The sequence below is a fragment of the Bacteroidota bacterium genome, from assembly GCA_038746285.1.
GTDB lineage: Bacteria > Bacteroidota > Rhodothermia > Rhodothermales > JANQRZ01 > JANQRZ01.
On record JBCDKT010000001.1, the window covers coordinates 104,123 to 121,918 of the forward strand.

Here is a 17,796-nt window from a genome sequence, read left to right on the forward strand (position 1 = left end):
TTACAGCCGGCGCATCACGCTGCGCACGGGGCCGATGACGTGGCAGCCAGGGTCCTTGACGCTGAAGACCTCGTTGGGGTACGTGCGGTCGGCCGACCTGAGGTGGAACTTGTTGTCGACGAGGTGGAACTCCCGCGCCAGGAGCGACTCGCCGACGAGCGCCGCGACGACGATCCCATCGCCGAGCCGTCGCCACTTCGTTTCCTGGATCACGAGGTAGTCGCCCTTCAGGATGCCCGCCTTGCCCATGCCGTCGTCCCCGGCGCGGCCGATGAGGCAGTCGTCTTCGTCGGCATCGTTCAGGAATAGCGGGTCTGCGAACAGCGCTCCTTTGGGTCGGCGGCGCAGGCGGCTGGGCTGGGCGCTGTCGGTCCGGCTGACGAGCAGCAGGCTCGGCACGTCGGCGTCGAACGCGTAGGGATCGGTGCCGGCATCGACGAGCGAGATGCCGCGCGCTTCGTTCGGCGTGCGGCGGATGTAGCCCTTCTGTTCGAGGGCAGCGAGGTGCTTGGAGACGCCGTTGGTGGAGCGGATCGAGAGGGCTGCACCGATCTCTTTCAAGGTCGGCGGCTTGCCCTGTTCGCGGACGTAGGCCCGGATGTGTTCGTAGACCTGGTCCTGGCGCTTAGTGAGGTGGGCGGGAGGCATAGTGAGTGGGATGAGGCCGAAGCAGGAAGGATATGTGTACCCAAGCGATTGTGGATGGTGAACAAATTAGCACCAAAACGTTAAGGGTGCGAAGAGTGGTGAAAGTAATTTCACTTCCTGGGCAGAATCATCTCAGCGGCTACTGAAATTATATGTGTAAAAGGTCGAAGCCCGTCTTTTTATCCACAAAAAAAGGCTGTTTTGGGCGTTTTTGCTTGACTTTAAGCACATGCGTGCTACTTTGGAGGCCGGTGGGGGAAAGTGGGGATTCAGACCACGCCACCCCGACCATCCATTCTCCGGGCCTCGCCGTGGCACGCTTCAAAGGACAGGCTACAAACTCAGTAGACGAGAAGGGTCGCGTGGCGATCCCGGCTAAGATGCGCCGCGTCCTGACGCCCGAAGCGAACGAGACCTTCACCGCCACGCTCGGCTACGAGCAGTGCATCAACCTCTACCCCAACGACCGCTGGGAGCAGATGGAGGAAGAATTCGGCAATCTAAACCAATTCAACAGCGAGACCCGCCTCTTCATCCGCGACACCCTCCGCTGGGCCGAGGAAGTCTCACTCGACAAGCAGGGGCGCATCGTACTCCCGAAGGACCTGATGCGGGAAGCCGACCTCGGCGACACCGCCCTCGTCATCGGTGCCCTGGACCACATCGAAGTCTGGGACCCGGCGCAGTACGAAGACTACCTCGACGACCGGCCTGCGCCGAAGGAAGAGGTAGCCGAGAAGGTGATGGGTCAGATCCGCAGCGGAGGTGCCGCATGACGACGACGTTTCCCCCGAGCGCTATGAACCGACGCACCGACCGGCCTCAGTCCGAGCCGCCCGCGCCCTACGCGACGGACTACCACGCCCCGGTCCTGTACAGAGAGGTCGTCGGTGAACTCATCACCGACCCGGCGGGCGTCTACGTCGACGGTACGCTCGGCGGCGGGGGTCACGCGGCGGCCCTCCTCGACGCGCTCGCGCCCGAGGGCCGCGTCGTCGGGATCGACCAGGACCCGGAGGCACTGGCGACGGCCAAAGCCCGGCTGTCCGGCGAGGCCGAGGCCGGGCGCTTCCGCACGCTCCGCGGCAACTTCGGCGACCTCGAACGGCTGCTCGCCGAGGCAGGTATTGAACAGATCGGTGGTCTGCTGCTCGACCTCGGCGTGTCGTCGCACCAGATCGATGAGGTGAGGCGCGGGTTCGCCTACGTCGCGAGCGGCCCGCTCGACATGCGGATGGACACCGGCGCCCCACTGACGGCTGCTGACCTCGTCAACCGCGCCGAGCCGGAAGAGCTCGTCCACATCCTGCGCGCTTACGGCGAGGAGCCGCGCGCGCCGAAGATCGTCCGCGCCCTCGTCAAAGCTCGGCCCATCGAGACGACCGGCGAGTTGGCCGAGGTCGTCCGCGCAGCGACGTACCACCGCGAAGAAGTCAAGACCCTGGCTCGCGTCTTCCAGGCGCTCCGCATCGCAGTCAACGACGAACTGGCCGTGCTGGAGCGGGCGCTCATCGCCGGGCTGCGCGTGCTCCGGCCCGGCGGGCGGATCGCCGTGATCGCCTACCACTCGCTGGAGGACCGGCGGGCCAAGCAGTTCCTGCGCTACGGCAACTTCGCCGGCGAGCCGATGCGCGACTTCTACGGCACCCTCCTCACGCCGTGGGCTCTCCTCACCCGCAAGCCGGTCACGGCGAGCGATTCCGAGATCGAGGCGAACCCGCGCGCCCGCAGCGCCCGCCTCCGCGTCGCCGAGAAGCGTGACCCCGAAGAGTCGGGCCTCGGCTCCGCCTTCTCCTATCCACAGACCCCGTAGACCGGCTGGTCGCCCACCCCACGATGCCGACCTCCAAGACCACCTCGACTCGCAAGGCCCCGTCCCGGCGCACGAAGGCGTCGGCGACCAAACGCTCGTCGGCCTCGCGGGCGCGGTCGGTGCAGCGCAGCGGGCGGAAGGCACTGACCTCGCCGAGCCGGCTGCCGTCGTGGAGCGACCTCGCCTCGAAGCGGGGCGCTTCAGCGCGCCGGGCGAAGGCTCCGAAGCGCGGCCTCGCCGAGGGCGTCCCGACGCTCCGGTTCGCGGGCTACGTCGCCGCGGCGTGCGTGCTGCTCACGCTCTACGTCGGCCACATCTACTCCACGCAGGAGCTTGCGGCCGAAGTCCAGCAACTCCAGCGCGAGAACCACCGCCTCGTCCTCAAACACAACCGCCTCCGAGGGGCCTTTGACCGCATGACCGCGCCGTCGGTCATCCTCCAGCGCGCCGGCGCGCTCGGCCTGGAGACCGGCTCGGCGTACGGCCCCACCATCCAACTAGAGACACCGTCCCGATGATGCCAATGTAGGGGCTTGATTAATCAAGCCCCTACCACTCCGCAACCTTGAGTAGCCCTCGCTCCGATATCCTCACCCGCCTGTACGTCGTGCTGACGCTCCTGGCGCTGCTGCCCGTGCTCGTCGCGGTGCAGCTGGTGTGGATCTACGTCAGCGAGCGGCCGGCGCTCGTGGAGCAGGGTGAGCGCCAGGCCGAGAGCTTCGTCACGATCCCGGCGGTGCGCGGGGCGATCCTCGACCGGGCCGGGCGGACCCTTGCCGCGAGCGCGGCCCGCTACGAAGTCGCCCTCGACCCGACGGCCCCAGGTTTCGCCGATGTCGAAGAGGCTTTCTACGAACGGTTCGGCCGGCTGACGGGGCGGAGCGCGGCACAGGTCCGGCGCCAAGTCAGCGAGCGGGCGAGCCGGCAGTACGTCCTGCTGCACCGGCGGCTCGGCGAGGTGCAGAAGGAAGAACTCGACACCTGGGGCGTCCCCGGCTTGATCCTCACGCCGGGCTTCGAGCGGCGCTACACCTACGACCGGACCGGCGCGCACGTTCTCGGCCACGTCGACACCGACCTGCGCGGGACGGCGGGGCTCGAGTTGCGCTACGACGACGTGCTGCGCGGCGAGCCGGGGCGGCAGGCCGTGCAGCGCGACCGGCGCGGGTACATCAAGGCGCTCGTCGGCGGTACGGTCGTCGAGCCGAAGCACGGCGAGAGCCTCGTGCTCACGCTCGACCTCGTCTTGCAGTCGATCTTGCAGGAGGAACTCGTGCGCGGGGTTGCAGCGGCCGAGGCCGCCTGGGGCACCGCCGTCGCCCTCGACCCGAAGACCGGGGCCATCCTGGCGATGGCGAACGCGCCGGACTACGACCCGAACCGCCCCGATGCCTTCTCGACGGCCGCCCGGCGCAACCACGCCGTCACCGACCAGATCGAGCCGGGGTCGACCTTCAAGCTCGTCACCGCTGTCGCCGCGCTCGAAGCCGGGGTCGTCGCGCCCGAGGACTCTATCGAGACCGGGCAAGGCTACGCCGTCTTCGGCGGCCGGCCGATGCGCGACTCGCACGCCTACGGTACGATCACGTTTGCCGAGGCCATCGCCAAGTCGAGCAACATCGCGCTCGCCAAGACGGCGCAGCAGCTCGGTCCGGGCACCCTCTACCGCACGGCCCGCGCCCTCGGCTTCGGCCAGCCGACGTGGGTGGACTTGCCGGGCGAGGCCGGCGGGACGCTCCGCCGGCCGGAGGCGTGGAGCGGGACGACGCAGACCTCCCTCGGCATCGGCTACGCGGTCAACGTGACGGCGCTCCAGGTTGCGACGGCCTACGCTGCGCTCGCCAACGGCGGCCTCCTCGTGCAGCCCTACCTCGTCGCCTAGCGGCGAGACGTGACGGGGCGGACGGTCTGGACCGCGCCGCAGGACTCGGTCCGCCGCGCCTTCACGCCGGAGACGGCCGAGCAGCTTCGGCCCGTGTTCGAGCAGGTCGTCGCCGAGGGCGGGACCGCGCCGCAGGCGGCCGTCGAGGGGATGCGCGTTGCGGGCAAGACCGGCACGGCCCGCCTCGCTACGGCGGGCGGCTACACCAACATCTACCGCGCGAGCTTCGTCGGGATGTTCCCGGCCGACGACCCCGAGGTGGTGCTCCTCATCCTCATGCACCACCCGAAAAATGGGCGCTACGGCGGGACGGTCTCAGCCCCCGTCTTCGGGCGCGTCGCCGCGCGCTGGACCGGCGTGCAGCCTGCCCTCGCTGGCCGCACTGCCGCGACCGGTTCGCTCCCGGTCCGCACCGCCGCCGCGCTGCCCGACGTGACGGGCCTGCCCCAGCCCGTCGCCGCGCAGCGCCTGCGCACCCTCGGTTTTCCTGTCGCCCCTGAGTCCGCTTCCGCCACGGAGCGGGGCGACGCTTGGCGGGAGGTGGCCGTCCAACACCCCAGCGCAGGCTCCAGCCAGGAGCTACGCCGGACGGTCCGCCTCGCCGCCGCTTCTTCAGACGACCTAGACGCCCACGGCCTGATGCCGGACCTGCGCGGGCTGAGCGCTCGGCAGGCTGCCGGCTGGCTGGCTGCGCTCGGCGTCGCCGCACAGCTTCGCGGCGCGGGCGTCGTTGCCGACCAGTCGCCCGCGCCGGGGAGTCCGCTCCCCGAGACGGCGGTGCTGACCTTCCGCTACTTCCCGTGAGCCGCCATGAACCGCTGCCGCTTCAACGCCTGCTGGCCCCTCTCCGCGATGCGGGGCTGCTCGTGGCGGCCACGGGGAATCTTGACCTACCCATCGACCACCTCGCGCACGACAGCCGGGCGGTCGGCCCCGACGGGTGCTTCTTCGCGATAGCGGGGGAGCAGGCCGACGGGCACCTGTTCATTGACAAGGCTGTGCAACACGGGGCGACGGCAGTGGTCTGCCAGTCGCCTCCCGAATCGCTCCCGGCGAGGGCGGCGCTCGTAACCGTTACGGACACGCGGGCCGCCCTCGCCGAGGCAGCGGCCGTCTTCTTCGGCTACCCCAGCCGCGAGCTGCAACTCGTCGGGGTGACCGGGACGAACGGCAAAACCACGACGGTCTTTTTGCTCCACCACCTCCTCGCGGCGCTCGGCCAGAAGACCGGGCTCATCGGGACGATTGAGGTGCGGATCGGGAGCGAAACGAAGCCGGCAACGCATACGACGCCGGACGCGCTCGCGCTGAACGCCCTCCTCCGGGAGATGGCGGACGCGGGCTGCGCGGCGTGCGCGATGGAAGTCTCCAGCCACGCGCTCGCCCAGGAGCGGGTGCGGGGCCAGCGCTTCGCCGCCGCCGTCTTTACCAATCTGACCCACGATCACCTCGACTATCACGGTTCGGTGGAGGCCTACCGCGGCGCGAAGGCGTCGCTGTTCAAGGGCCTCGCCGAGGGGGCCGTGATAATCGCCAACCGGGACGATGCGGCCTGGACGGCGATGGTGAAGGGGTCGGCGGCGCGGCTCGTGACCTTTGGGGCGAACGCCCCCGAGGCCGGCCGCGCCGCCGACGAATTGCAAGGCGGTCTCGCCGAGGAGCACCTCCGTACTGAGGAGCACCTCGGCTTCGAGATCGTCGAGAACGACCTCGCGGGGCTGCGGCTGCGGCTCGGCGGCGAGGTCCGGCCGTACCGGCTCGCGGGGGCGTTCAACGCCTATAACCTCGCCGCGGCCTACGGCGTCGGGCGCGCGCTCGGCTATCCAAGCGAGGCCGTGCTCGATGCGCTGCAGACCGCCCTGCCGGTGCCGGGCCGGCTGGAGACGATCGCGTCCGAAGACGGCGTGCTCGCGGTCGTCGACTACGCCCACACGCCGGACGCGCTCGAGAACGTCCTCTCGACGGTCCGCGACATGATGGACCCCGAGGCCGTGCTGACGGTCGTCGTCGGCTGCGGCGGCGACCGGGACCGCGCCAAGCGCCCCGCGATGGGCGCGATCGCCGAGCGCCTCGCCGACCGCGTGGTCCTGACCAACGACAACCCCCGCACCGAAGCGCCGGGCGCGATCCTCGCCGAGATCCTCGCCGGCATGGCGGACTCGAACACCGCAACCGTCCTCCCGGACCGCGCCGAGGCGATCCGCCACGCCATCGGCCCTGCGGTGCCAGGCGACGTGGTCGTCGTCGCCGGGAAGGGGCACGAGACCTACCAACTCACCGGCACCGAGCGCCACGCCTTCGACGACCGCGAACAGGTCCGCGCCGCTTTCGACACTCGCACTTCCTGAAGACCTGCACCTCCCGAAGGCTGCGAAAGCACGAGCGAATGAGCTTCTATCTCTCAAACAAAATAGCTAGTCATCCCGGCCCCCGAGCCGGGATCCACCGGCTTGCACGTCCTGTGGATCCCCGCCTGCGCGGGGATGACGAGCGCGAAAAAGCGGAGCCAGACTTCGCCCGCCGCACCGCCTGATCCTGCTCGCCATGCTCTATCACCTCTTTCAATGGCTGGAAGCGACCTACGCCCCGCCGGGCTTCCAGGTCTTCGCCTTCATCACCGTCCGCGCCTCGCTCGCGGCGGTGACGGCGCTCCTCATCGCGCTCTTCGCCGGGAAGAAGATTATCGCCTTTCTCCGCACCCGGCAGCTCGGCGAGACGGTCCGCGAGGGCGAGGACGCCGGGGCCGTCAGCCACGAGCACAAGGCCGGCACGCCCACGATGGGCGGCGTCATCATCCTGCTCGCCATCTGCGGCGCGACGCTCCTCTGGGGCGACCTCACGAACGCCTACGTCCTCCTCGTCCTCCTCGCCACGCTCTGGATGGGCGCGATCGGCTTCGCCGACGACTACGTCAAGGTCATCAAGAAAGACAAGGACGGGATCAGCGAGTGGACCAAGATCGCCGGCCAGACCTCGCTCGGGCTGCTCCTCGGTGCGGCGCTCTACTTCCTCCCGGCCTTCCGCGAGACCAACACGCTGACGAGCCTGCCCTTCATCGCCAACGGCACGTTCGACTACGACTTCCTCAGCCCGCTCGTTGGGGTCGACCTCGGCTGGCTGATCTACATCCCGATTGTCGTCTTCATCGTCACCGCGCTCTCGAACGCCGTCAACATCACCGACGGCCTCGACGGCCTCACGACCGGCACCGCGGCGTTCGTCTCGATTGGGCTGATCGGGCTGGTCTACATCACGGGCAACGTCAACCTCGCGGCGTTCGTGAACGACCTCTACCTGCCGCGCTCGGGCGAGCTCACCATCTTCGCCGCGGCAATGGCGGCGGCGTGCTTCGGCTTCCTGTGGTACAACGGCTACCCGGCGCAGGTCTTCATGGGCGATACCGGCTCGCTCGCGCTCGGCGCGGCGATCGGGACGACGGCCATCATGATCAAGAAGGAACTGCTGCTGCCGGTGCTGTGCGCCATCTTTTTCGTCGAGACGCTCTCGGTGATCATCCAAACGGTCTACTTCAAATACACGAAGGCCAAGACGGGCGAGGGGCGGCGGGTCTTCAAGATGGCCCCGCTCCACCACCACTACGAGGCGCTCGGCACGCACGAGTCGAAGATCGTCGTCCGCTTCTGGATCGTGACCGCGATGTTCGTCATCCTCACGCTCCTCGTCCTACGTATCCGATGAACGTCGAGGGCAAAAAAGTCACCGTCGTCGGGGCCGCGCGCAGCGGGCTCGCTGTGGCGAGGCTCCTCGCCGCGCGCGGGGCCGAGGTGTTCCTGACCGAGCAGGGCCGCGCTGCGCCGGGCGTGGCCGACGACCTCGACGCGGCCGGCGTCGCGCACGAGTTCGGCGGCCACACCGTCCGCGCGCTCGACGCGGACTTCCTCGCCGTCTCGCCCGGCGTCCCGACCCAGGCCAGCCTCGTGCAGAACGCGCTCGGCGGCAGCCTCGCGGTCTACTCCGAAGTCGAGGTGGCGTCGTGGTTCTGCGACGCGCCCATCATCGCTGTCACCGGCAGCAACGGGAAGACCACGACGACCTCGCTCGTCGCCCACATCGTCCGCACAGCCGACCGCCCGCTCGTCGTGGCCGGCAACATCGGGACCGCCTTTGCGGACCGCGTGGCCGACTGCGACGCCGAGACCCTCGCCGTGCTCGAAGTCTCCAGCTTCCAGCTCGACCACATCGACACTTTTCGTCCCTGCGTGAGCGTCCTCCTCAACATCACCCCCGACCACCTGAACCGCTACGACGGCGACTTCGGCCGGTACGCAGCGGCCAAGCTGCGCATCTTCGAGAACCAGCAGCCCGGCGACGTGCTCGTCTACAACCACGACGACGACCTCGTCCGCGAGCGCGCCGAGCAGACTGCTCCCGACGGCGTCACGCGCTACCCCTTCAGCCTCGACCACGAACTCGACCGGGGGGCCTTCGTCCGCGATGGCTCTATTGTCCTCCGCCTGACCTCACCCGAATCCTCAATTGCCATGGAAGAGGTACTCATGCCCGCCTCCGACCTGTCCCTGCGCGGACGCCACAATCTCTACAACTCGCTCGCCGCGGCGGTCTCGGCGCGGGCGATGGAGATCTCGTCCGACGTGGTCCGCGAGAGCCTCGCCTCGTTCGAGGGCGTGGCGCACCGGCTGGAGTTCGTCCGCGAGCTCGGCGGCGTGCGCTACGTCAACGACTCGAAGGCCACCAACGTCAACGCCGTCTGGTACGCGCTCGAGAGCTTCGACGAGCCGGTCGTGCTGATCGCCGGCGGGCGCGACAAGGGCAACGACTACGCCTCGCTCGTGCCGCTCGTCAAGGCGGGATGCCGCGGCGTCGTCGGGCTCGGCGAGAGCGGCGACAAGGTGGTCCTCGAACTCGGCGACCACGCCAAGGCCGCCGCCCGCGCCCAGTCGATGGCTGAGGCGATCCAGTTCGCGCGCCTCATGGCTGAGGAGGGCGACGTGATCCTGCTCAGCCCCGCCTGCGCCTCGTTCGACATGTACACCAGCTACGAGCAGCGCGGCGACGAATTCAAACGCCTGGTAAACAGTTTGTAGTTAATGGTTTCTGGTTTCTCGTCGGGTAACCCCGACCGCACTCACTAGACGAGAAACTAGAAACAGTAAACCAGAAACATGGCGAGTGTAACGAGCCATATCAGAACCCGCGCGGCGGCGCTCCCGCCTGCCGACAAGTACGTCGTGTGGGTCGTGTTCGCCCTCGCGGCGCTCGGCGTGGTGGCGGTCTACAGCGCGGTCTCGTTCTTCGCCGAGACGGTGCCGGGCGGCGACACCGAGCGGATGCTGTTCCGGCACCTCGGGCGGATGGGCCTCGCGCTCGCGGCGGTCGGGGTCGTGTCGGTGCTGGACTACCGGCGGGTGGCCCAACTCTCGAAGTGGCTGCTGGCGGGCGCTCTTGCGCTGCTGGTGTTCGTGCAGCTCTCGGGGGTCGTGCTCGGCGGGGCGCAGCGGTGGCTCGAGGTCGGCGGCGTCTCGTTCCAGCCGTCGGACTTCGCCAAGGTGGCCCTCATCCTCCACCTCGCCGTGCTGCTCGCCAAGAAGCAGGTCTACATCAACGAGTTCGAGCGCGGGTTCGTCCCGCTCCTCGTCTGGACGGTCCCGACGATCGCCCTCATCGGGATGGAGGACCTCTCGACGGCGGCGGTGCTCTCGGCGGCCGTCGGGGTGATGATGGTCGTCGGGCGCGTGCCGACGCGCTACCTCACCGCGCTCGTGGCGGTCGGCCTCCTGGCGGCCTACCTCTTCCTCCTGACCTCGCCGCAGCGGGCGGCGCGCGTCGAGAGCTGGCTCGGCGCGAAGGTCTTCCCGCACACCGAGGCCGTACAGGTTTTCTCCGACCAGGACGAGGGCTACCAGGCGCGGCAGGCGCGGATCGCGATTGCGATGGGCGGGCTGACGGGGGTCGGCCCGGGCAAGTCGGTCCAGCGGGACTTCCTGCCGGCTCCGTTCAACGACTTCATCTTCGCCATCATCGCTGAGGAGTGGGGGGTGCTCGGCGCGGGCGCGCTGCTCTTCGGGTTCGTGGTGCTGCTCTTCCAGGGGTTCCTGCGGATCGCTCGGCAGGCTCCCGACCCGCTCGGGCTGTTCCTCGCGGTCGGGCTGACGACCGTCCTCGTGCTCTACGGGTTTGTCAACGCCGGCGTGGCGAGCGGCCTCCTGCCCGTCACCGGCCTCCCGATGCCGTTTGTCTCCTACGGCGGCACCTCGCTCCTCGCCACCGGCGTCATGGCCGGGCTGCTCCTCAACATTTCCCGCCACGCAACGCCTGCCTGAATCCACCTATCTGTACGGGCGGGTCTGAGACCCGCCCCTACGCCTGACAACCCACACCCTGTACGGGCGACCGGCCGGTCGCCCCTACTGCCATGCCCTCTTCGACCTCTTCCCATATCGCACCGCGCGTCCTGTTCGCCTGCGGCGGCACGGGCGGGCACGTCTACCCGGCGATCGCAATCGCCGATGCGCTCCGCGAGGAGGCCCCGGACGTGGCGATCGCCTTCGCGGGCACGCGCGACCGGATGGAGTGGGAGGCTGTCCCGAAGGCGGGCTACCCGGTCCACGCCGTCACCGTGACCGGCTTCCCGCGCAGCCTCTCGCCGAAGCTGCTCGCCTTCCCGTTCAAGCTGGCCAAGGGCCTCGGGGATAGCTGGACGCTCGTCGGCGGGTTCGACCCCGACGTGGTGGTCGGGACGGGCGGCTACGTCGCGGGGCCGGTCGGCCTCGCGGCCTACCTGCGCGGGGTGCCGCTTGCGATCCAGGAGCAGAACGCCTACGCCGGGGCGACCAACAAGCTGCTCGCACGCGTTGCCGACCGCGTCTTCGTCGCCTTCGACGCGGCGACCGGCTATTTCCCCGCGGGCAAGAGCGTCCTCACCGGCAACCCTGTCCGGGCCGACCTCGCGGGGGCGGACCGGAAGGCGGCACGGGCGCACTTCGAGGTCGAACCGGGCCAGCGGGTGCTCCTCGCCATGGGCGGCTCGCTCGGGGCCGGGCCGGTCAACGACGCGCTCCGCACGCACCTCGACGCACTCCTCGCCGACGAGGCCCTCACCGTCATCTGGCAGACGGGGCGACGCTACTTCGAGGACCTCCGGCGGCAGGTGCCTGAGCACCCGCGCCTGCGGCTCCTCCAGTACCTCGACCGGATGGACTTCGCCTACGCCGCGGCCGACCTCGCCGTCTGCCGCGCCGGGGCGATTACGTGCAGCGAACTCGCCGTCACCGGCACGCCCTCGGTCCTCGTCCCGAGCCCGAACGTCACGGCGGACCACCAGACCAAGAACGCCCGCGCCCTGGCCGACGCCGGGGCTGCCGTCCTCCTCCCCGAGCCGCGTCTTGCCGGCGAGTTTCTACCGACTGTGCAGACGCTCCTCACCGACGGCGACCGGCTCGCGGCGATGAAGACCGCCGCCCTCGCCCTCGCCCGGCCCGGCGCAGCCCGCGAGATCGCCCGCGCCGTCCTCGCCCTCGTCCAGCGGGAGGTGACGGCATGACGGGCACGATGCGCAGGCAGGCGAGCTTCGGGCGGATCAAAAACGTCCACATGGTCGGCATCGGCGGGATCGGGATGTCGTCGATTGCCGAGGTGCTCATCGCGCGCGGCTACCGCGTCAGCGGCTCCGACCTCCAGGCGAGCCCCGTCACCCGGCGCCTCGCCTCGCTCGGGGCAACGGTTCACGAGGGCCACGCCGCCGAGCACGTCGCCGACGCCGACGTCGTCGTCTACTCGTCCGCCGTGCGGCCCGAGGCCAACCCCGAGACGCAGGAGGCCGAGCGCCGCCGCGTCCCGCTCATCCGCCGGGCCGAGATGCTCGGCGAGCTGATGCGCGCCAAGTACGGCATCGGCATCGCTGGCACGCACGGCAAGACGACCACGACCAGCATGGCCGGCCTCGTCGTCCAGCACGGCGGCTTCGACCCCACGATCATCGTCGGCGGCAAGGTGACGGTCTTCGACTCCAACGCCGTCTCGGGCGAGGGCGACATCATCATCATCGAGGCCGACGAGTACGACCGGACGTTCCTCCGGCTGACCCCCGCCCTCGCCGTTGTCACCAACATCGAGGCCGACCACCTCGACATCTACAGCGACCTCGGCGACCTCAAGGACGCCTTCGTCGAGTTCGCCTGCTCGGTCCCGTTCTTCGGCGCGGCCATCGTCTGCCTCGACGACCCGGCCGTGCGCGAGGTGCTCCGCCGGATCGAGCGCCGCGTCATCACCTACGGCACGAGCCGGCAGGCGCAGATCCGCGCCGAGAGCATCGAGCAGGTCGGCCCCGTGACGCGGTTCGGGGTGGTCCGAGACGGCGAGATGCTGGGCGAGGTGACGCTCCGTGCGCCCGGCCTCCACAACGTCCGCAACGCGCTCGCCGCCGTCGCCATCGGGCTGGAGCTGGACATTCCGTTTTCCCGGATTCAGGAGGCGCTCGCGGCCTTCACGGGCGTCGACCGCCGCTTCCAGATCAAGGGCGAGGCCGCCGGCCTGATCGTGATCGACGACTACGCCCACCACCCGACCGAGATCGAGGCGACGCTCGACGCGGCCTCGACCGGGTGGCCGGACCGCCGCGTCGTCGCCGTCTTCCAGCCGCACCTCTACAGCCGCACCCGCGACTTCCAGGAAGCGTTCGCCCGCGCGTTCTACGACGCCGACGTCCTCGTCCTGACCGAGATCTACGGCGCGCGCGAGGCCCCCATCGAAGGCGTCACCGGCAAGGCCCTGGCCGACCTTACCTCGCGCTACGGCCACCGCGACGTGCGCTTCGTCCCGGACACGTCGGACCTGCCCAGCTTCCTGCGCGAGGTGACGCGTCCCGGCGACCTCGTCCTCACGATGGGCGCGGGCGACGTGTGGACCTGCGGCGAGGAGTTTCTGGAGCAGCTTCAAGACGAGGAGGCTGCGTGATGGCGAAGCCGACGAAAAAACAGCAGGCCCGTCGCCGCGCGCTACGCCACTCGTGGCTCCGCCGCGTGCTGGCCGTCCTCGGCCTCACAGCCGCGGCGGCGGTCGGCGTGCTCGGGTGGCAGTGGCAGGCGGCGCTGCCGGTCCGCGCCGTCGACGTCTCGGGCACCGTCCACGCCGACACCGCCGCCGTGCTCGACCTCGTCGCCGTCCCGGACTCGGCGCGGCTCTTCGCGCTCGACCCGGCGATCGTCGCCGACCGCGCCCGCCGGCATCCGTGGGTGCAGGACGCCCGCGTGACGCGCTGGCCGACAGGCACCCTCGGCATTGCCGTGACGGAGCGCGTGCCCGTCGCACTCGTCCTCGACGCGGTCGGGCGGGCGGAATATTTCTTCGACGCGGCCGGCTTCAGGATGCCGGTCGCGCCGGACGCGGCCTACGACGTGCCGCTCCTCTCGGGCAGTTTCGGCCCGTTCCACCCGACGCAGCCCTCTAGCCACGCGATGACGCTCGAACTCCTGGCCGCGCTCGCTGCCGCCCCGCCTGAGACCGACGCCCTCGTCTCCTTCATCGAGCGAAGCCGCGACGGGTCTCTCACCCTCACCACCGCACCCCTGCCGGACGGCCGCGCGCTCCCTGCCGCGCTCGGCCGCACCGGCTTCACCGAGAAGTTCTCTCGCCTCCACGCCTTCTGGCACCAAGCCCTCCTCACCCGCCCCCAAACCCCCGTCCGCCGAATCGATCTCCGCTTCGGCGGGCAGATTGTAACAGAATAAGCTATTAGCTCTTGGCTTTTAGCCTCTGATCCCCGGAGCTAACAGCTAATAGCCAACAGCCAAAAGCCCCAAACCCATGAATGAACGCATCGTAGTCGGCGTGGACATCGGAACGACGAAGGTGTGCGCCGTCGTCGCGGCCGCCGACGAACTCGACCGCATCAACGTCCTCGGCGTCGGCGTGGCCCACTCCGAGGGCCTCAACCGCGGCGTCGTCGTCAACATCGACAAGACCGTCGCCGCCGTGCAGGAGGCCGTCGGCGAGGCCGAGCGCGCGGCGGGCGTCGAGGCGCGGAGCGTCTACGTCGGCATCGCGGGCGACCACATCCAGAGCTTCCAGAGCCGGGGTGTGATCTCGTCCCGCAACGGCGAGATCACGCAGCGCGACGTCGACCGCCTGCTCGAAGACACCCAGCACGTCGCCATGCCCGCCGACCGGCGCATCCTCCACGTCATCCCGCAGGAGTTCATCGTCGACGGCCAGGACGGCGTCGCCGACCCGATTGGGATGAGCGGGATCCGGCTGGAGGCCAACGTCCACATCATCACCGGCCTCGTCTCGGCGGCGAAGAACGTCTACCGCTGCATCGAGAAAGCCGGGTACGAAGTGGCCGACATCGTCCTCGAACCGCTGGCCTCGTCCTACGCCGTGCTGCACGAGGACGAGAAGGCGGTCGGCGTCGCCCTCATCGACATCGGCGGCGGGACGACCGACATCGCCGTCTTCGAGGACAAGACGATCCGCCACACCGCCGTCGTCGCCGTCGCGGGCGAGAAGGTCACCGACGACCTCCGCAAAGGCCTCGGCATCCTCGACGACCAGGCCGAGCGCCTTAAGCGGCAGTTCGGCGTCGCGCTCGTGGACCTCGTCGAGGAGGACCAGGAGATCACGATCCCCGGCATCGGCGGGCGGCCCGAGAAGGCGATTGGCCAGAGCACGCTCGCGCAGATCATCCAGCCCCGGCTGGAGGAGATCATGGAGATCGTCGGCATCGAGATCAAGCGCTCCGGCTACGGGCGGCACCTCTCGGCGGGCGTCGTGCTCACCGGCGGCGGCTCGCTCACGCGCGGCACGGCCGACCTCGCGGCCGAAGTGCTCGGCGTCGAGGCGCGGATCGGGACCCCGCTCGGCCTGGCCGGCGGCCTGATCGAAGAGGTCAACGACCCGGTCTACGCGACGGCCGTCGGGCTCGTGCTCTACGGCCTTCGCCACGAGACCACCGAGTCGGCGCTCCTCGCGGTCGGCGTCGGCGGCGACACCCTCGTCACTAAGCTCGCGGGACGCATGAAGAGCTGGTTCGACGAACTCTGACAAGTGTATGGGCAGGTTTCAAACCCACCCCTACCACCACCTCGTTCCATCCACTAACACATCAGCAAGACAACCTGGCGTAAAACCCCCGGAGGATTCATCATGCCCGACCAATTCAGCACCCGTTTCGCTTTCGACTCCGAAGCGAAAGAGAAAGCAAAGATTTCCGTCGTTGGAGTCGGCGGCGGTGGCGGCAACGCCGTCAACAACATGATCGGCAAAGGCATCCACGGCGTCGAGTTCGTCGCCATCAACACCGACGCGCAGGCCCTCGGCATGAACAAGGCCCCGGCCAAGCTCCAGGTCGGCCGCGAGCTGACGAAGGGCCTCGGCGCGGGTGCCCGCCCGTTCGTCGGGGCCGAGGCGGCCGAGGAGAGCCGGACCGAGATCGAGAAGGCAATCGCCGGCTCGGACATGGTCTTCGTCACGGCCGGGATGGGCGGCGGCACCGGCACCGGCGGCGCGCCCGTCGTCGCGGCGATTGCCAAGCGCCTCGGCATCCTCACCGTCGGCGTCGTCACGAAGCCCTTCGACTGCGAGGGCCGCAAGCGGATGAAGTCCGCCGCCGAGGGCCTCGACCTCCTCAAGGAGACCGTCGACACGCTCATCGTGATTCCGAACGAGCGCCTGCTCGACATCGCCGAGGACGACACGACGCTCGTGGAAGCCTTCGAGATGGCCGACGACGTGCTCTACAACGCCACGCGCGGCATCTCGGACCTCATCACCGTCCACGGCCTGATCAACCTCGACTTCGCCGACGTGCGCACCACGATGGCCGACGGCGGGACCGCGATCATGGGCTCGGCGACGGCGCAGGGCGACAAGCGCGCCGAGCGCGCAGCGATGGAGGCCATCTCCAGCCCGCTCCTCGACGGCGTCTCGATCCAGGGCGCGCGCAACGTCCTCGTCAACATCACCGCCGGCGAGAGCCTCGGCATTCGCGAGGCCACGCAGGCCACGTCGGTCATCCAGCGCGAGGCCGGCGACGACGCCGAGGTCATCTTCGGCACCGTCATCGACCCTGAGATGGGCGACGAACTGCGGGTGACGGTCATCGCCACCGGGTTCGACACCGCGCGCCCGGACGCCCGCGTCCGCCGCACCGTCCGCCTCACCGGCGACGAGCCCGTGCCGGGCTACAAGGGTGAGGACAACCTCAAGCACCTCGACACGCCCGCCTACGAGCGCCGCACCCCGGCCCTCCTGGACGACGACGAGCCCGGCCGCAAGCGCCCGGCGAACGTCCGCCGTCTCCAGGCCGAGGACTTCAAGCGCCGCAACGAGCGGGACCGCGAGGACGACACCGACGTGCCCGCGTTCCTGCGCAAGATGATGGACTGACCCTTCAGGCCGTTCCTGGTTCACAGTTTCCAGTTTCTGGTCGGCACAAACGACCGGGTGTGCTCGAACTAGAAACCAGGGACGAGAAACCCGACCGCTGTGTCACACTGCTGGCACTGGCGGTCCGTACCCTACCACCGTCCCCTCCGGATAACCTCGCCAGGGTTGTCCCCGAGCCCTGCGCGTACCTCGGTGCGCGCGGGGCTCTCTCGTTGGTTAGGAAGGGCCGAACAGCGCCTCGGCATTCGCCGTCGTCGCGGCTTCTACCTCCTCGACTTCGATGCTTCTGACCGCTGCCAGCTTCTCGGCGACGAGGCGGACGTAGGCCGGCTCGTTGCGCTTGCCGCGGTGCGGGACGGGCGCGAGATACGGCGCGTCGGTCTCAAGGATGATCCGGTCGAGCGGCACAGCATCAATGGCCTCGGGCACGCCGCCGTTTTTGAACGTGAGCGTTCCCCCGAGGCCGACGTGAAAGCCGAGGTCGAGCACGGCCTCGGCCAGCCACGGCGGCCCGCCGAAGCAGTGGAAGACGCCGCGCAGGCGCTCACCGCCGGGCTCAGTTTTGACCTCACGCAGGATATCCACGAGATCGCGCGAGGCGGCGTCGCTGCCCTTCTCGTCGCGGTTGTGAAGGACGAGCGGGAGGTCGCGCCGAACGGCGAGGCGAGCGTGGCGGCGCAGGTAGGCCTGCTGCTTGGCGTTGAACGAGCGGTCCCAGTAGTAGTCCAGTCCGCTCTCGCCGACAGCGACCACCTCGGGCCGGTCGCACAGCGCCTCGACCTCGGCGAAGTCGGCGTCGGTCGCGTCCTTGACCTCGGAGGGATGGAGCGCCGCCATCGCCCGGAAGAAGCCGGGGTGCTGCTCGCAGAGACCGAGAGCGGCGTGGACCGAGGGCACGTCGATGGCCGGGAGGAGAACGGCCGTGACCCCGGCGGCTTTCGCGCGCTCGACGACGGCGTCGCGGTCGTCGTCGAAGCGGCCGAGGTAGACGTGGGCGTGGGTGTCGATGAGCACGAGGGCGAGCGGAAGCGGGGAAGAGCGGAGGCGGGGAAGATAGCGTGGCGGTGAATCTTGACCTTCTTCCGCTCTT

At 69.4% G+C, this 17,796-nt stretch carries 15 protein-coding genes and 1 pseudogene; 14 read left to right on the forward strand and 2 right to left on the reverse strand.

Annotated features, from left to right (window positions below; all coding sequences use genetic code 11):
* The gene (locus AAGI91_00455; GenBank protein ID MEM1041076.1) at window positions 1-648 is read right to left on the reverse strand and encodes a S24 family peptidase; all 648 of its coding nucleotides are present in this window, start codon (window positions 646-648) and stop codon (window positions 1-3) included.
* 311 nt (window positions 649-959) lie between these two features.
* On the opposite strand from AAGI91_00455, the gene mraZ reads away from it, so the two are divergent.
* The 14 genes and pseudogenes from mraZ to ftsZ all read left to right on the forward strand — a co-directional run bounded on the left by mraZ (window position 960) and on the right by ftsZ (window position 16,706).
* Window positions 960-1,424, forward strand: a complete 465-nt coding sequence (gene mraZ / locus AAGI91_00460) for a division/cell wall cluster transcriptional repressor MraZ (protein ID MEM1041077.1) — start codon at window positions 960-962, stop codon at window positions 1,422-1,424.
* A 23-nt stretch (window positions 1,425-1,447) separates the two neighbouring features.
* Window positions 1,448-2,461: a 16S rRNA (cytosine(1402)-N(4))-methyltransferase RsmH gene (gene rsmH, locus AAGI91_00465; GenBank protein ID MEM1041078.1), complete on the forward strand. Its 1,014-nt coding sequence runs from the start codon at window positions 1,448-1,450 to the stop codon at window positions 2,459-2,461.
* A 23-nt stretch (window positions 2,462-2,484) separates the two neighbouring features.
* Window positions 2,485-2,979, forward strand: a complete 495-nt coding sequence (locus AAGI91_00470) for a hypothetical protein (GenBank protein ID MEM1041079.1) — start codon at window positions 2,485-2,487, stop codon at window positions 2,977-2,979.
* Between the two features lie 218 nt (window positions 2,980-3,197).
* Window positions 3,198-4,670, forward strand: a pseudogene (locus AAGI91_00475) (penicillin-binding protein 2).
* Between the two features lie 312 nt (window positions 4,671-4,982).
* Complete coding sequence (locus AAGI91_00480) at window positions 4,983-5,147, forward strand: PASTA domain-containing protein (protein ID MEM1041080.1); 165 nt, start codon at window positions 4,983-4,985, stop codon at window positions 5,145-5,147.
* Window positions 5,144-6,691 (forward strand): UDP-N-acetylmuramoyl-L-alanyl-D-glutamate--2,6-diaminopimelate ligase, encoded by a 1,548-nt coding sequence (locus AAGI91_00485; GenBank protein ID MEM1041081.1) that lies wholly within the window; start codon window positions 5,144-5,146, stop codon window positions 6,689-6,691. The genes AAGI91_00480 and AAGI91_00485 overlap by 4 nt, the downstream gene beginning before the upstream one ends.
* Window positions 6,692-6,887: 196 nt before the next feature.
* Window positions 6,888-8,042, forward strand: coding sequence for a phospho-N-acetylmuramoyl-pentapeptide-transferase (gene mraY / locus AAGI91_00490; protein MEM1041082.1), 1,155 nt, complete (start codon window positions 6,888-6,890; stop codon window positions 8,040-8,042).
* A complete protein-coding gene (gene murD / locus AAGI91_00495; protein ID MEM1041083.1) occupies window positions 8,039-9,409 on the forward strand; it encodes a UDP-N-acetylmuramoyl-L-alanine--D-glutamate ligase in 1,371 nt (456 codons plus the stop codon). The genes mraY and murD overlap by 4 nt, the downstream gene beginning before the upstream one ends.
* Before the next feature lie 78 nt (window positions 9,410-9,487).
* Window positions 9,488-10,645: an FtsW/RodA/SpoVE family cell cycle protein gene (locus AAGI91_00500; protein MEM1041084.1), complete on the forward strand. Its 1,158-nt coding sequence runs from the start codon at window positions 9,488-9,490 to the stop codon at window positions 10,643-10,645.
* Between the two features lie 92 nt (window positions 10,646-10,737).
* Window positions 10,738-11,865 carry an undecaprenyldiphospho-muramoylpentapeptide beta-N-acetylglucosaminyltransferase gene (gene murG, locus AAGI91_00505; protein ID MEM1041085.1) on the forward strand — a complete coding sequence of 376 codons (1,128 nt, stop codon included), beginning with the start codon at window positions 10,738-10,740 and terminating at the stop codon, window positions 11,863-11,865.
* The gene (gene murC / locus AAGI91_00510) at window positions 11,862-13,277 is read left to right on the forward strand and encodes a UDP-N-acetylmuramate--L-alanine ligase (GenBank protein MEM1041086.1); all 1,416 of its coding nucleotides are present in this window, start codon (window positions 11,862-11,864) and stop codon (window positions 13,275-13,277) included. The genes murG and murC overlap by 4 nt, the downstream gene beginning before the upstream one ends.
* Window positions 13,277-14,050, forward strand: a complete 774-nt coding sequence (locus tag AAGI91_00515) for an FtsQ-type POTRA domain-containing protein (protein ID MEM1041087.1) — start codon at window positions 13,277-13,279, stop codon at window positions 14,048-14,050. The genes murC and AAGI91_00515 overlap by 1 nt, the downstream gene beginning before the upstream one ends.
* A 76-nt stretch (window positions 14,051-14,126) precedes the next feature.
* Window positions 14,127-15,362: a cell division protein FtsA gene (gene ftsA / locus AAGI91_00520; protein ID MEM1041088.1), complete on the forward strand. Its 1,236-nt coding sequence runs from the start codon at window positions 14,127-14,129 to the stop codon at window positions 15,360-15,362.
* Window positions 15,363-15,464: 102 nt separating this feature from the next.
* The gene (ftsZ, locus tag AAGI91_00525; protein MEM1041089.1) at window positions 15,465-16,706 is read left to right on the forward strand and encodes a cell division protein FtsZ; all 1,242 of its coding nucleotides are present in this window, start codon (window positions 15,465-15,467) and stop codon (window positions 16,704-16,706) included.
* A 216-nt stretch (window positions 16,707-16,922) separates the two neighbouring features.
* Here the strand turns inward: ftsZ and AAGI91_00530 are convergent, their stop codons facing one another.
* Window positions 16,923-17,720, reverse strand: coding sequence for a TatD family hydrolase (locus tag AAGI91_00530; protein ID MEM1041090.1), 798 nt, complete (start codon window positions 17,718-17,720; stop codon window positions 16,923-16,925).
* Window positions 17,721-17,796: the final 76 nt, after the last annotated feature.